This is a genomic window from Rhodococcus sp. NPDC077669 (genome assembly GCF_040686915.1).
Classification (GTDB): Bacteria; Actinomycetota; Actinomycetes; order Mycobacteriales; family Mycobacteriaceae; genus Rhodococcoides; species Rhodococcoides fascians.
On the sequence record NZ_JBFBMD010000024.1, the window covers coordinates 1 to 13533 of the forward strand.

The 13533-nt window shown below is 65.2% G+C and carries 14 protein-coding genes; 7 read left to right on the forward strand and 7 right to left on the reverse strand.

The genetic code is table 11. From position 1 onward, the window contains the following. Nucleotides 1–156: 156 nt before the first annotated feature. Entirely contained in the window at nt 157–1542 is a 1386-nt protein-coding gene (locus AB0P23_RS20795; RefSeq protein ID WP_027496256.1) for a cystathionine beta-synthase, read from the reverse strand. Nucleotides 1543–1637: 95 nt separating this feature from the next. Between AB0P23_RS20795 and AB0P23_RS20800 the strand changes: the two genes are divergently transcribed. Both AB0P23_RS20800 and AB0P23_RS20805 read left to right on the forward strand, forming a co-directional pair. Further along, nucleotides 1638–2651, forward strand: coding sequence for an SGNH/GDSL hydrolase family protein (locus AB0P23_RS20800; protein ID WP_032371083.1), 1014 nt, complete (start codon nt 1638–1640; stop codon nt 2649–2651). Nucleotides 2652–2723: 72 nt separating this feature from the next. Then, nucleotides 2724–3944 carry an acetyl-CoA C-acetyltransferase gene (locus AB0P23_RS20805; RefSeq protein WP_032383529.1) on the forward strand — a complete coding sequence of 407 codons (1221 nt, stop codon included), beginning with the start codon at nt 2724–2726 and terminating at the stop codon, nt 3942–3944. A 63-nt stretch (nt 3945–4007) separates the two neighbouring features. Here the strand turns inward: AB0P23_RS20805 and AB0P23_RS20810 are convergent, their stop codons facing one another. Further along, nucleotides 4008–4856 (reverse strand): Bax inhibitor-1/YccA family protein, encoded by an 849-nt coding sequence (locus tag AB0P23_RS20810; RefSeq protein WP_032375637.1) that lies wholly within the window; start codon nt 4854–4856, stop codon nt 4008–4010. Between the two features lie 197 nt (nt 4857–5053). Between AB0P23_RS20810 and AB0P23_RS20815 the strand changes: the two genes are divergently transcribed. Continuing rightward, nucleotides 5054–5479 carry a hypothetical protein gene (locus AB0P23_RS20815; protein WP_027496244.1) on the forward strand — a complete coding sequence of 142 codons (426 nt, stop codon included), beginning with the start codon at nt 5054–5056 and terminating at the stop codon, nt 5477–5479. 24 nt (nt 5480–5503) lie between these two features. On the opposite strand, the gene AB0P23_RS20820 is transcribed toward AB0P23_RS20815, so the two are convergent. Next, complete coding sequence (locus tag AB0P23_RS20820) at nt 5504–6622, reverse strand: methyltransferase (RefSeq protein ID WP_094622006.1); 1119 nt, start codon at nt 6620–6622, stop codon at nt 5504–5506. Nucleotides 6623–6713: 91 nt separating this feature from the next. Here AB0P23_RS20820 and AB0P23_RS20825 point away from each other — a divergent pair, with 91 nt between their 5' ends. Beyond that, nucleotides 6714–6836: a hypothetical protein gene (locus tag AB0P23_RS20825; protein WP_255032376.1), complete on the forward strand. Its 123-nt coding sequence runs from the start codon at nt 6714–6716 to the stop codon at nt 6834–6836. Nucleotides 6837–6839: 3 nt separating this feature from the next. Here the strand turns inward: AB0P23_RS20825 and AB0P23_RS20830 are convergent, their stop codons facing one another. Continuing rightward, nucleotides 6840–7364: a peroxiredoxin gene (locus AB0P23_RS20830; RefSeq protein WP_027496242.1), complete on the reverse strand. Its 525-nt coding sequence runs from the start codon at nt 7362–7364 to the stop codon at nt 6840–6842. 46 nt (nt 7365–7410) lie between these two features. Then, a complete protein-coding gene (locus AB0P23_RS20835; protein ID WP_072692112.1) occupies nt 7411–7983 on the reverse strand; it encodes an antibiotic biosynthesis monooxygenase in 573 nt (190 codons plus the stop codon). Between the two features lie 166 nt (nt 7984–8149). Here AB0P23_RS20835 and AB0P23_RS20840 point away from each other — a divergent pair, with 166 nt between their 5' ends. Then, nucleotides 8150–8647, forward strand: a complete 498-nt coding sequence (locus AB0P23_RS20840) for an Lrp/AsnC family transcriptional regulator (RefSeq protein WP_027496240.1) — start codon at nt 8150–8152, stop codon at nt 8645–8647. Then, nucleotides 8644–9786 (forward strand): FAD-dependent oxidoreductase, encoded by a 1143-nt coding sequence (locus AB0P23_RS20845; RefSeq protein ID WP_032375654.1) that lies wholly within the window; start codon nt 8644–8646, stop codon nt 9784–9786. Before AB0P23_RS20840 ends, AB0P23_RS20845 begins: the two co-directional genes overlap by 4 nt. Nucleotides 9787–9853: 67 nt before the next feature. Here the strand turns inward: AB0P23_RS20845 and AB0P23_RS20850 are convergent, their stop codons facing one another. Next, a complete protein-coding gene (locus AB0P23_RS20850) occupies nt 9854–10501 on the reverse strand; it encodes a helix-turn-helix domain-containing protein (protein WP_051365083.1) in 648 nt (215 codons plus the stop codon). Between the two features lie 110 nt (nt 10502–10611). Between AB0P23_RS20850 and AB0P23_RS20855 the strand changes: the two genes are divergently transcribed. Next, nucleotides 10612–12081: an MDR family MFS transporter gene (locus tag AB0P23_RS20855; RefSeq protein ID WP_032371088.1), complete on the forward strand. Its 1470-nt coding sequence runs from the start codon at nt 10612–10614 to the stop codon at nt 12079–12081. 32 nt (nt 12082–12113) lie between these two features. Here the strand turns inward: AB0P23_RS20855 and AB0P23_RS20860 are convergent, their stop codons facing one another. Then, entirely contained in the window at nt 12114–13463 is a 1350-nt protein-coding gene (locus tag AB0P23_RS20860; RefSeq protein ID WP_206498267.1) for a dihydrolipoamide acetyltransferase family protein, read from the reverse strand. Nucleotides 13464–13533: the final 70 nt, after the last annotated feature.

Genomic DNA, 13533 nt, shown 5'->3' on the forward strand with positions numbered 1-13533 from the left:
TCGATCACCATCCCGGCAACAGGAAGCGGTGGCACACACGACGGTGCGTGCCACCGCTTCACCATGCCGTCGTTGACAGGCCGACCTCCATATGAAGGCGGCTGCGCCGCTTGTGAGCGGAACCTCGTAGCCTGCTACGAAGTTCCACTCACATGCCTAGGCACCCTTACTGAGGAAACCGAGCAGATCGTGGCGGGTGATGACGCCGACGGGCTTACCCTCTTCGACGACCATCAGCGCATCGGACTCCCCGAGGGCCTTGGTGGCGTCGGAGACGGTTTCGCCGGCACCGATCAGCGGGAACGGCTCACTCATGTGCTTGGCTACCGGGTCGGCCAACGCTGCGCGACCCTCGAACACGGCGCTGAGCAGATCGCGTTCGGTGACGCTGCCGGCGACCTCGCCTGCCATGACGGGCGGCTCGGCTCCGACGACGGGCATCTGCGAGACGCCGTACTCGCGCAGAATCTCGATGGCGTCACGCACGGTCTCGGACGGGTGGGTGTGCACCAGATCGGGCAGGGCACCGGACTTGCCGCGCAGCACTGCGCCGACCGAGGTCTCCTCGGTGGTGCCGTCCAACCGCGAACGCAGGAATCCGTACGAGGACATCCACGAGTCGTTGAAGATCTTCGCCAGGTAGCCGCGGCCACCGTCGGGCAGCAATACGACGACCAACGCGTCGGGGCCTTCGCGTTCGGCAACCTGAATGGCCGCGACAGCAGCCATGCCGCACGAGCCGCCGACCAGCAGGCCTTCCTCGCGGGCGAGGCGACGAGTCATGTCGAACGAGTCGTTGTCGGACACGGCGATGATCTCGTCCGGGATGGACGGGTCGTAGGCGGTCGGCCAGAAGTCCTCACCGACACCCTCGACCAGGTACGGACGTCCCGTGCCACCGGAGTACACCGATCCCTCGGGGTCGACGCCGATGACCTTGACCTTGCCGCCGGAGACCTCCTTGAGGTACTTGCCGGTGCCGGAGATGGTGCCGCCGGTGCCGACGCCTGCGACGAAGTGCGTGATCTTGCCGTCGGTGTCGGCCCAGATCTCGGGCCCGGTGGTCTCGTAGTGGCTGGCCGGGCCGGCCGGGTTGGCGTACTGGTTCGGCTTCCACGCTCCCTCGATCTCGCGGACGAGTCGGTCGGAGACGCTGTAGTAGCTGTTGGGGTCTTCGGGCGCGACGGCCGTGGGGCAGACGACGACCTCGGCACCGTAGGCACGCAGCACGTTGCGCTTGTCCTCACCGACCTTGTCGGGGCACACGAACACACACTTGTAGCCACGCTGCTGAGCAACGAGCGCGAGGCCGACGCCGGTGTTACCGGACGTGGGCTCGACGATGGTGCCGCCGGGCTTCAACTCGCCCGAGGCCTCGGCAGCGTCGATCATCTTGACGGCGATGCGGTCCTTCGACGAACCACCCGGGTTGAGGTACTCGATCTTGGCTGCGACCGTGCCGGCGCCGTCGCCGATGACGGAGGACAACTTCACCAACGGGGTGTTGCCGATGAGTTCGGTGATGTGCTGTGCGATGCGCATTGCTCCATCTTCCCAGATGCAGGTATCGGACTCTCGGCCACGGCTGTCGACACCCGCATACGATGGTGCGGGGGCACGACGAGAGGGATCGATCTGTGACGGCGAGCGGATGGCGTACCGCCGCGAAAGCGAGCGCCGCGACGGTACTTGCAGGCTCTGGAGCAGGGACTGCGTCCTGGGCCGCGTACCGACATCTGATGGGGCAGGCCGCTGCGGCCCGCGGCGTCATCGGACGCAACATTGCCAAGCCACCCGAGGCCGACGGGGTTTACACCGCCGGCTGCGCGGCACCCGAGCGGTGGCGCATGGGAAGTTCAGCAGATATTCATCTGATGATCTTCGGCGACTCCACCGCGGCAGGCGTGGGTTGCACTGTGGCCGACGAGGTCCCGGGTGTCCTGCTCGCCCGCGGGTTGGCCGAGGAAACCGGTCAACGAATCCGCTTGAGCACCAAAGCAATTGCCGGTGCCACGTCCAAAGGACTCGAAGGTCAGGTCGACGCCATGTTCGTCGCGGGCCCGCCGCCCGATGCCGCGGTGATCTTCATCGGCGCGAACGACGTCACCAAGAAATTCTCCATTCCGGCATCAGCGGCCAGGCTGGGCGATGCAGTCGAACGACTGACGGCCAAGGGCTGCGTCGTCGCGGTGGGAACGTGCCCCGATCTCGGTGTCGTGACGGCCATTCCGCAACCTCTGCGTACCGTCGTCCGCAATTGGGGTCGGCGGCTGGCCCATGCCCAGACGGCCAGGACTCTCGGTGCCGGCGGGCATCCGGTAGCCCTGGCGGATCTGCTGGCACCCGAGTTTCTGGCCGCCCCCGACACGATGTTCTCGGCGGACCGCTTCCACCCGTCCGCTGCGGGGTACGAGCTGGCCGCGCAACAGATTCTGCCGGTGCTCGCCTCGGCCCTCGGCGTCTGGCACGGCGGTCCACTGCCCGAACTGCCGACGGTGTCCGCCGCCGCCGAATCACGCAGAGCCATCCCCCGCGCCACCGCCGCAGTGGACCGCTTTCTCCGGCGTAGAACTGCCGAGCTCGACGCCGAGATCGACAGCGCGGCGGAGGATCTCCTACGTCGTGGCGATGGCCGTCAGGCAGGGTTGTAAGTTCGATCAGGAGACATCGCCTACTCGGCGGTAACAGAGCAGATAAGCAGTATCGATATCGAAGGAGATCTCATGCCAGAGGCAGTCATCGTCGCCACCGCGCGCTCACCCATAGGCAGGGCAATGAAGGGGTCGCTCAAGGACATTCGTCCCGACGACCTCACCGCTCAGATGGTCGCCGCTGCGCTGGCCAAGGTGCCCTCGCTCGACCCGAAGGACATCGACGACCTGCTCCTGGGCTGCGGCCTGCCCGGCGGGATGCAGGGCAACAACCTCGCCCGCATCGTCGCGGTTCAGCTCGGCTACGACTCGCTCCCCGGAACGACGATCACGCGCTACTGTTCGTCCTCGCTGCAGACCACCCGGATGGCGCTGCACGCGATCAAGGCAGGCGAGGGTGACGTGTTCATCTCCGCTGGTGTCGAGAGCGTGTCCAGCTTCATCCACGGCAGCTCGGATTCGCTGCCGGAGAGCCACAACCCGATCTTCGCCGACGCCGAGGCCCGCACCAAGAAGGCGCAGGAAGAGGGCGCGGACAGCTGGACCGATCCCCGCGAGAACGGTGAGCTGCCCGACGCGTACATCGCGATGGGCCAGACGGCCGAGAACGTCGCCCTGCTCACCGGCATCAGCCGTGAGGATCAGGACCGCTGGGGCGTCCGCAGCCAGAACCGCGCCGAAGAGGCCATCAACGCCGGCTTCTTCGAGCGGGAGATCACCCCGGTGACCCTGCCCGACGGCACCGTCGTCAGCACCGACGACGGCCCTCGCGCTGGCACCACGTACGAGAAGATCAGCCAGCTCAAGCCGGTCTTCCGTCCGAACGGCACCATCACCGCCGGTAACGCATGCCCGCTCAACGACGGCGCAGCAGCGCTCGTCATCATGAGCGACACCAAGGCCAAGGAGCTGGGCCTGACCCCGTTGGCTCGCATCGTCTCCACCGGCGTCACCGGCACGTCTCCCGAGATCATGGGCCTGGGGCCGATCGAGGCCACCCGCAAGGCGCTGAAGATCGCGGGCATGTCCATCTCCGACATCGACCTGTTCGAGATCAACGAGGCCTTCGCGGTGCAGGTCCTCGGTTCCGCCCGTGACCTCGGCATCGAAGAGGACAAGCTCAATGTCTCCGGCGGTGCCATCGCCGTCGGCCACCCGTTCGGCATGACCGGTGCCCGCATCACCACGACTCTGCTGAACAACCTGACGACACACGACAAGACGTTCGGCGTCGAGACCATGTGCGTCGGCGGCGGCATGGGCATGGCCATGGTGCTCGAACGTCTCAGCTGATCCGAGACGCACAACGGAAAAGCCCCGCCCTCCGATCGGAGGGCGGGGCTTTTCGCGTGAGTACTAGTCGTTCTGGAAGTAGCTCAGCAGACGCAGGATCTCGACGTACAGCCAGACCAACGTGATGGTCAGACCGAGGGCGACGCCCCAGGCTGCCTTCTCGGGAGCCTGTGCGCGGATCAGCTGATCGGCCTGGTCGAAGTCCAGCAGGAAGCTGAACGCCGCAATGCCGATGCAGACGAGGCTGAAGATGATGGCGATGGGTCCGCCGTCACGCAGCCCGAATCCACCGTCCATGAAGAAGCTGGCGACGAGGTTGCCGAGCATGAGCACGACGACACCGATGAGGGCACCGACGATCATGCGAGTCAGACGCGGCGTGACGCGAATTGCGCCGGTCTTGTAGACGACCAGCATGCCGAAGAACACGCCGAACGTGCCGAGAATGGCCTGGCCGATGAGACCCGATCCACCGCTCATTCCGAAGATCTCTCCGGTGAACACGAGCGACAGAGCACCGAGGAAAACGCCTTCGGCTGCCGCGTAGGCCAAGACGATGAACTTGTTGTCCATCTTGCGCCCGAAAGTCGCGAACATGACGAGGCCGAAGCCGATCAGTCCACCAGCGATGAGCAACGCGGGTGCGGCCGAAGGGTTGGCGGATGCATACAGGTACGAGATGATCGCCGTGACGCTCAGCACACCGAGCGTGATGCCGGTCTTGGTGACGACGTCGTCGATCGTCATGGCCCGCTGAGCGGGCTGCGTGGTGTACGGGTCGGCCTGTGTTCCGGGATGCTGGCCGAACGTTGCGGCCTGCGAGGCTCCAGCCGTCGCAGATCCGAATGTGGCGTATCCGCCGCCCTGCTGCTTGGGCAGGTTGCGGAACACCGGGTTGCTGGAGGTGCGCACCGTGTCTCTTCCCTTCGTAAGTTCTGATCCCCACCGGGGATCTCCCCGTCGGTCATCAGTAGAACGTTCGACATCCGGACAAAAGTTCCCGTGACGAGAACCTCTACGTCGGACAAAACGGACTCTACCGGGTCGCCCCTCGACAGGCAGCCACGACCGCGTGTGTGACACCGAATCGAAACGGGCACTATGAGGAAATGGCAATCGAAGACGGACCCGACCAGACCTTGGACCAGAGCGAAAGCCTCGACTCCGACGAGGTGCGCAACGACGACGGCGACACCGTGGTCGATCCCCCGGACCACTGGAGCGAAGCCAACAGTTTCGGCACCACCGCCCGTGAAGCAGCCGAGGGCGAGAGCCTCGACCTCAAGCTCAGCGAAGAAGAACCCGACATCGCCGTCGAGGAGGATCTCGACCGCCCGATCACCGAGACCCCGGACGACGAACTGACCGAAGAACTGGTCGACCACGTCATCGAGGAGTCCGACGAGGATCCCGACATCGATTACGCGGAAGGCCAGCGTCAGGCCGAGATCGTCGAAGGGACTCTCGTCGAGGATCGTGGGCGCGACAGGGGCCAGATCGACGGCACCCCGGAAGACGGCGGCCCCGTCACCTGACGCTCTCGCATCTGGTCTTCACCGTCACTCGCTCGGGCGCACCGAGCGAGTGACGGTGAACTTGGTGTTGCGTCCCATCGGATCGGTGGGCCCGACGGCGTCGGCGAGAGCCCGACGATAGTTCAGGTGCGTGTTGAACACCGTCCACAGCTGTCCGCCCGGCCGCAGCACGCGTCCGGCGGCCTCGAACAACTTGCCTGCCCCGCCTGTGTGTACCGCAGCGCCCTCGTGGAACGGCGGGTTGCAGACGATCAGGTCGACCGACCGGGACTCGAACGTCGACATCGCGTCGTCGGCCACCACCGAGACCGTCGTCCCGTTCACCTCGGCGGTGGCAGCGGCCGACGCGATGGCTGCGGCCGATCGGTCCGTTGCGATCACCTCGAGACCGGGCCGGGTTCGAGCCAATTCGGTCGCGAGGATTCCACTGCCGCACCCCAGATCGACGGCGTTGGTTGCGCGAGGTGCCATCTTCGGCACGAACCCCAGTAGGAATCTCGTCCCGATATCGAGGCCCGCCCCGGCGAAGACCGCGCCGTGGGCCACGACCGTCAGGCCGAGGTCGTCGATTCGTTTGTCGACCGGATACGTCATCTCCGACGCCACTGCCCCGGTCGCGGTCAGTACCCGCGCCTTCTGCCGTCCCCGACCCGCCGTGACGGTCTCGAACGACCGCCCGAGGATGTCGTTCATCGCAGGCGTCATGTGTTTGTCTCGGCCGCCGGCCAGGACGACGACGTTCTGGAGCGCATGCGCCGCGATGTGCTCGGCGATCTCGGTGAGCTCGGCCAGACCTCGTGGCAACTGCATCAACACGGTGCCGACGCCGTCGAGCAGTCCCGCACCCAGCCCGTGGTGGGTGTACGTGCCGACCATCGACACACGCGCCGCGTTCAGCTCCAGAGCCCGTACGCCGGTAACAGCGTCCTGGTGCACTCGCACGTCGGTGAACCCCAGGGCCGCCGCACCCAGAGTCAGAGCGCCGTAGCGATCGCCGATCACAGCAATCGGTGCCGTGCGGTCGACCCCCAGTTCGGCGACGGTATCGAGCAGCAGACGATCTGCCGCGTCGACCGCATGCAGATTGGGTGCCTCGGCATCGGGCTCACGCCGCAGAGCTTCGAACAACGTTTCATCGGACACCCGGGCAGTATTCCACCGAACGCGACCGGCCGAGCGCGGTCGTTCCGCGCGGCAAGTGGCTATTGCGACCGATGAGGTGCATGCTCGGGGAATGGAACACAAAGACAAGAACGAGGCGCTCTTCAGCCACCCCGACGACGCATCGACCGATGCCTCGGCCGAAGCGACGAAGCCCGCCGTCTACACCGCCCTCTTCAGCGGTGCCAACGACTGACCCTCACGACAGGTATCGCAGGTACTCCAGCGCCTTGGTCGCGTGTACGTGACCGCGCTCGCTCTGCACCACCATCCGCACCGTACGGTGCCGATCGATCACGAACGTCGTCCGCTTCACGGACAACAACTGCCGTAGGTAACTGCGACGAGCCACGTTCGAGTGGCCGCGCTCGAAATCCCGAAGTCGACGCCTACGGGCGAACCACCCGCCGCGACGCACTCCGAACTGTTCTGCCACCGCACCGTCGGAATCCGAGAGCAGCGGGAAGTCGAACGACCGCTGCAGCGCGAAATGTTGGTTCTTGTCTCGGGTATCGGTGCTGATGCCCACTCGCTGGGCACCGAACCTGCCGAACTCGGCACCCAGATCCCGGAAATGGCACGCCTCGGCCGTGCAGATCGGACTGTTCGCGGCCGGATAGAAGAACAGCACCACCGGCCCCGACGCCGTCAGCTCGGTGAGAGCACGGCGTTCACCGGAATGATCGGGCAGCTCGAAATCCGGGGCGGTCTGTCCGATTCGCATGACGCAGAGGGTACCGCCCAGCTCGGAACGAGCCGGGCCGTGGCCGTCAACCGCGCGGTACCAGCCACTTTCGCAGTCGTGCGGTGACGAACGGCATCACCACGTACACCATCAGCGGAGTGCACATCATCACCACGACCGCAGTCCGCAGGGCCACGTTCAGGTGGGTGAGATGCGGGGTGATCACGAGGTTCACCAACAGGCTGACGGCATAGAACGCAACACCGATGGACACGGCCTGCTTCCACCGCGGCGGCGGACCGCCCACGACGCGCACGGCGTCGGTGAGGTTCGACTGTGGCTCGAACCATCCCTCCACGCCGGAAAGGCGATGTGTCACAACGTCGTCGGCTATCGGTCGACCACGGCCGAGCCAATCGCGCCTGGCCTCCGAACGCAACCACGCCTCGAGATGGTCGTGCGTCTCGAATCGATACACCACGTGATAGTCACTGGATTCGGCCGAACTGCGCAGCCAACCTCCGCCGAGAAAGCCCGGGAAGGTTCGCACCAGGTCGATGCCCCGGTCGGTCCATTCGACGAAGTCCGCCTCGTGTCCCTCGCGAACGCGTCGTGCAACCGAGGTCGTGACGTGCTCGAGCGTGTCGGTCATGGCCATGGGGTCCCCTCCTGCGCTGGTTCGTCGTCGATGCGTTCTACACAGACTGTGTCGAAATGGACCGAGTATCAAATCAGGAACCGGATTGCAGACCGATGGCATACTGGAGCTCGCTGTGTGACTATTCGTCCACGAGCTTCCATCGCGATCGGTCTGGAGTGGACGTATGGCACCGAGCGAGACCGAGTACGAACTCGACGACGTCGATCGACGAATCGTCACCGAACTGAGCCGAGACGGCCGCATGTCCATGAGGGCCCTCGCCGAGGCCACCCATATTTCCCGCGCACATGCCTACGTCCGCGTCGACCGCCTCGTCGACGAAGGTGTGATCGAGGGTTTCACCGCCCGTATCGCGTACGAGAAAGCCGGGTTCGGCGCATCCGCGTATGTCGCACTGTCGATTCGGCAGGATTCCTGGCGCGCTGTCGCCGACGACCTCAGCACGTTCCCCTTCGTCGAACACGTCAGCTTGATGGGCGGTGATTTCGACGCCTTGGTCCTCGTGCGCGCTCCGGACAACTCGGCATTGCGACACCTGGTACTCGACAAGTTGCAGGGGCTGGACGGGATACTCTCGACGCGGACGTGGCTGATCTTCGACGAAGCAGTCGGCCCCGGAGCGCAGTGGTTCACGCCGAAGCCGAACAGGAGACATCCATGAGCGCCACCGAACAGCCCGCCCTCTCGGACGTCGTTGTCATCGGCGGCGGCATCGGCGGTGTCTCACTCGCATACGAACTCGCCGGCGACCGCCGTGTCACTCTGCTCGAGCGTGAGTCCACGTTGGCGTTCCACACCACCGGTCGATCCGCGGCTCTGTTTCTGGAGACATACGGCAACAGCACGATTCGCGCCTTGACGACCGCCAGCCGAGACTTTCTGGTGAACCCACCCGACTGCTTCCGGTCGGATTTGCTCACTCCGCGTCCACTGTTGCAATTCGCGGCCACGGGACGCGGCGATGCGCTCGAAGCGATGTACAGCGACGTCAGTCGCCTCACTCCCGACGCGCAGCTGGTCTCCCCCACCGACGCCTGCACATTCTTCCCACCGCTACGGCCCGAGCTGATCGATTGCGCTCTGTACGAACCGCATTCGATGGAGGTCGACGTCCATGCTCTGCATCAGGGCTTCGTCGGAGGGCTGCGACAGCGGGGCGGTCGGATTCACACCAAAGCCTCGGTGACCGAACTCGAGCGCGTCAACGGTCTGTGGCACGTGCGCACCTCTGACGGGACGACTCATCGGGCTCCACTGGTCGTGAACGCGGCAGGGGCCTGGTCGGATGTGGTCGGCGCGATGGCGGGGGCCCGCCACATCGGCTTGGTTCCCAAGCGCAGGTCGGTCTTCATGGTTTCCGCACCCGACGATCTGGACACAAAGGATCTGGCGACACTGAGCGACATCGACGAGAAGTTCTACATCAAACCCGAAGGCGCACAACTGTTGTGTTCGCCGGCCGACGAGACGGCGGTCGAACCGAGCGATGCCCGTCCGGACGAGCTGGAGATCGCGCGGGCGTTCGACGACATCGCCGAGGTGACCACCCTGACCGCGCGACACGTTCGTTCGTCCTGGGCCGGACTGCGCAGCTTCGTTCCCGATCGCACCCCGGTGGTCGGGTTCGACCCCGAGCTCGAGGGCTTCTTCTGGTGCGCCGGGCAGGGCGGCTACGGAATCCAGACGTGCGCGGCGCTGGCCCGGGTGGGCGCGGCTGTCGTTCGCGGAGAACCGGTTCCGGCAGATGTGGCCGAGCGCGGCCTTCTCGAAGCGGATCTGTCGCCCCGCCGCCTCGGCTAGAGGCGCTGCGCGCCACGTGCGCGGAAACTCGACCTGGGCTACGAAGTTCCACTCACGACGTGAGACCTCAGCCGGCGACGACGCGTCGCAGATCGCGCACTGTCGTCCGATAGATGTCCAGCAGGTCGGCATCCTGCCCGCCGTCGATCCGTACCGCCCAGTCGTCGAAGGCGATGCGCAGGGCCATACCGGCACCTTCGACCAACAGTCGTGCATACGAACGTGATTCGTGGTCGCCGAGGCGCTCGGTCACCGCATCGGTGACGCGGCACAGTGTCATCGCGTCGGCCGCGAAGGCTGCGGCCCGCAGATGCGCGTCGATACCGATCAGTCGCCGAGTGCGTAGGAGTCGGTCGCGCTCCTCCTCGGGCGCTGTCGACAGTCGCTCGACGGACTGCTCGTACAACGCTTCGATTCCAGGCAGCGTGATGTGCTCGGGCGCGGTAGCGGCGAGCCACTGGTCGAAGTCGACCTCGAAATCAGGGTCGATGCCGAGAACGGACTCCTCCTTCGAGGCGAAGCTGCGAAAGAACGTACTGGGCGACACCCCCGCTCGGCGCGCGATCTCGTCCACCGTGGTCGCGGCGCAGCCCTGCTTCTCGAACAGCTCGAGTGCGGCGCGAGTGATCTCGAGCCGAGTGTCTCGGCGACGTCGCTCTCGCAGGTCCGGCACTCGTTCGCTCATCCTCGTCCATCCGTCGACTGCGGTCGTCATTCGCTGTCAACTTACCAGCAATCGTCAAGTTGACAGTCACTGTCATAATGATTGAAGCTATCTACATACGATTGCACGCTTCGATCCCATACGCGAAAGTTTGTCGACACATGAGTTCACCCGAGACCGACCGCACCCCCGACGAGCAACTCGCGCCGGGCAGCAAGCTATTGATCGGCATATTGGTCATCGCGGCCTTCGTCATGATCCTCAACGAGACGATCATGAGCGTGGCGCTCCCGACGCTGATGGTCGACCTCGAGATCACGGCAACGACGGCCCAGTGGCTCACCACCGGATTTCTACTGACCATGGCGGTGGTCATTCCCGTCACCGGCTACCTGTTCCAACGCTTCACGCTGCGTCAGGTGTTCGTGACAGCGATGACCCTGTTCACCGTCGGCACCCTGCTCGCGGCCTCGGCACCCGGTTTCGAGCTGCTTCTGCTCGGCCGCATCACGCAGGCCAGCGGGACGGCGATCATGCTGCCGCTGCTCATGACCACAGTGCTCACCGTCGTCCCGGCCCACAAGCGCGGCGCGATGATGGGTGTGATCTCCATCGTCATCGCCGTCGCACCGGCTGTCGGCCCCACCATCTCCGGAGTCATTCTCGACTCGCTGAATTGGCGTTGGATGTTCTGGCTGGTGCTTCCCATCGCGCTCGTCGCGTTCGGCATCGGAACCACACTGGTGAAGAACGTGACCGAGACGGGACGGCCCTCGTTCGATCCCACGTCGGTCGTGTTGTCCGCCTTGGCGTTCGGCGGCATCGTCTACGGCCTGAGCAGCCTCGGTCATTCTGCCGAGGAGTCCGTCGTACCGGTCTGGTTGCCGTTGGTGGTGGGAGTGATCGCACTCGTCGTCTTCGTGCTGCGGCAGATCGCCCGCCAGGAACGCGGCGGCGCGCTGCTGGACATGCGCCCGTTCCGCACCCCCACCTTCAGCATCGGACTCGGCATGATCGCGATCTCGATGATGGCCCTGTTCGGTGCCCTGATCCTCCTGCCGATGTATCTGCAGAACGTGCGCGGACTCGACACCCTCGCAACCGGCCTGATGCTCCTGCCCGGCGGATTGCTGATGGGTCTGCTCGCCCCCTTCGTCGGCCGCATCTTCGACAGAATCGGGCCGCGCCCGCTGGTCATTCCCGGAGCCATGGTGGTGAGCGCCGCGTTGTGGTCGATGACGGTGCTGGACGCACAGTCGGCACTACCGCTGGTCGTCGGTATCCACATGCTGCTCTCGGCGGGGCTCGCGCTCATCATGACTCCGCTGATGACCTCCTCGCTCGGATCCCTTCCCACCCGCCTGTACTCCCACGGCAGCGCAATCTTCAACACCGTGCAGCAACTGGCCGGAGCCGCAGGAACCGCGTTGTTCGTCACCGTCATGTCGAACACCGCAGCGGCCCGAATCTCCGACGGGGCAACGCAGGTGGGTGGTTCCGAGGCAGGCATCCACACCGCATTCCTGTGCGGTGGGGCGGTGTCACTGGTCGCGGTGGCTGCGTCGTTCTTCATCCGAGCACAGGCAAGCAGTGATCGAGACGAGGCCGTGTCGGCGCAGCCGGTGCACTGAACCCCGGCGGCATTCACACCGCGCCGCCGCGGTCAGCCGAGCGCGATCAGATCGATCGGGTGAGTCAGCAGACGACCGACGAGGGCGAGGAATTCCGACCCTTGTTGGCCGTCGACCAGTCGATGATCGAACGAGAGCGACAGTGTCGTCACCGACCGTAAAGCGATCTCGCCGTTGTGTTCCCACGGCGTGCGACGGATGGACCCGAAGCACAGGATGGCCGCCTCGCCGGGGTTGAGGATCGGCGTGCCTGCGTCGACTCCGAACACCCCCACGTTGGTGATGGTGATGGTGCCGTCGGCCAGATCGGCCGGACTGCTCTTGCCCTCCTTCGCGATACGCGTCAGGTCGGCCAGGGCACGCGCGATGTCCACCAGAGAGAGCTCGTGTGCGTTCTTGATGTTGGGCACCATCAATCCGCGGGGTGTCGCCGCCGCGATGCCGAGGTTGACGTAGTACTTGGTCACGATTTCCTGCGCAGCCTCGTCCCAGCTCGAGTTCAGCGACGGATTCGATTTCAGGGCAACGAGAACGGCTTTGGACACCAGAGCCAACGGCGTCAGACGCACGTCCCGGAAATGTGTGGAGGACCGCAGCGACTCGAGGAGTTCGAGCGTCTCGGTCACGTCGACGGTCACGAATTCGGTGACGTGAGGTGCAGTGAATGCACTTCGCACCATGGCCTCGGCGGTGTGCTTGCGTACACCCTTGATCGGAGTGCGCTCCTCCCGACCGGTCCGCCCGGATACCGACTGCTGCGCCTCGGTCTCGAGCTGCACGTCGGTGTCACTCTGCACATCGGTGTCAATCTGCCCAGCCGACCCGCCCTGCAGGTACGACTCCACGTCCTGACGGGTGACGTCGCCGTGGCGTCCACTCGCGGGCAGCTCGTTCAGATCGACGCCGATGTCCTTGGCCATCTTTCGTACCGGTGGGGCCGCAAGCGGCTTTCCGTTCCGATCGTTCGGCGCGGACGCCGCGGGTGAGTCGACGCGGCCACCGCGTCGGCTCGACCCTTCCTTCGCGACGCCGTAACCCACGAGGACCGGGACGCGCTCGTCCTCGTCCTCCCCGGACGACGTGGTCTGAACCGGGGAAACGGACTGCTCTGGATCGGAAACAACCGGTTCGTCGTCACCGCCGACTCTGATGTCGATGATCGGCACTCCGACCTCTACCGTGTCGCCCTCGGAAACATGTAGGGCAGCAACAACACCGGCGAACGGAGAAGGCAATTCCACGGCAGCCTTGGCCGTCTCGACCTCGGCGATGTTCTGGTTGAGTTCGATGGTGTCACCGACCGCGACGAGCCAGGTCAACAGGTCGGCCTCGGTGAGGCCCTCCCCCAGGTCGGGCAGCGGAAAACTCTTGATGGTGGACATCGTCGAATCCTGTTCGGTCGGTATCGGCAGAGAATGTGATCGGGGCGAAACGGCAGCCGAGGGGCAACGG

Bases quoted from the DNA above. Each gene is read 5' to 3' on its own strand.
- AB0P23_RS20795 (WP_027496256.1), bottom strand. From the start codon at position 1,542: ATGCGCATCGCACAGCACATCACCGAACTCATCGGCAACACCCCGTTG.
- AB0P23_RS20805 (WP_032383529.1), top strand. From the start codon at position 2,724: ATGCCAGAGGCAGTCATCGTCGCCACCGCGCGCTCACCCATAGGCAGG.
- AB0P23_RS20815 (WP_027496244.1), top strand. From the start codon at position 5,054: ATGGCAATCGAAGACGGACCCGACCAGACCTTGGACCAGAGCGAAAGC.
- AB0P23_RS20825 (WP_255032376.1), top strand. From the start codon at position 6,714: ATGGAACACAAAGACAAGAACGAGGCGCTCTTCAGCCACCCCGACGAC.
- AB0P23_RS20830 (WP_027496242.1), bottom strand. From the start codon at position 7,364: ATGCGAATCGGACAGACCGCCCCGGATTTCGAGCTGCCCGATCATTCC.
- AB0P23_RS20835 (WP_072692112.1), bottom strand. From the start codon at position 7,983: ATGGCCATGACCGACACGCTCGAGCACGTCACGACCTCGGTTGCACGA.
- AB0P23_RS20840 (WP_027496240.1), top strand. From the start codon at position 8,150: ATGGCACCGAGCGAGACCGAGTACGAACTCGACGACGTCGATCGACGA.
- AB0P23_RS20845 (WP_032375654.1), top strand. From the start codon at position 8,644: ATGAGCGCCACCGAACAGCCCGCCCTCTCGGACGTCGTTGTCATCGGC.
- AB0P23_RS20850 (WP_051365083.1), bottom strand. From the start codon at position 10,501: ATGACGACCGCAGTCGACGGATGGACGAGGATGAGCGAACGAGTGCCG.
- AB0P23_RS20855 (WP_032371088.1), top strand. From the start codon at position 10,612: ATGAGTTCACCCGAGACCGACCGCACCCCCGACGAGCAACTCGCGCCG.
- AB0P23_RS20860 (WP_206498267.1), bottom strand. From the start codon at position 13,463: ATGTCCACCATCAAGAGTTTTCCGCTGCCCGACCTGGGGGAGGGCCTC.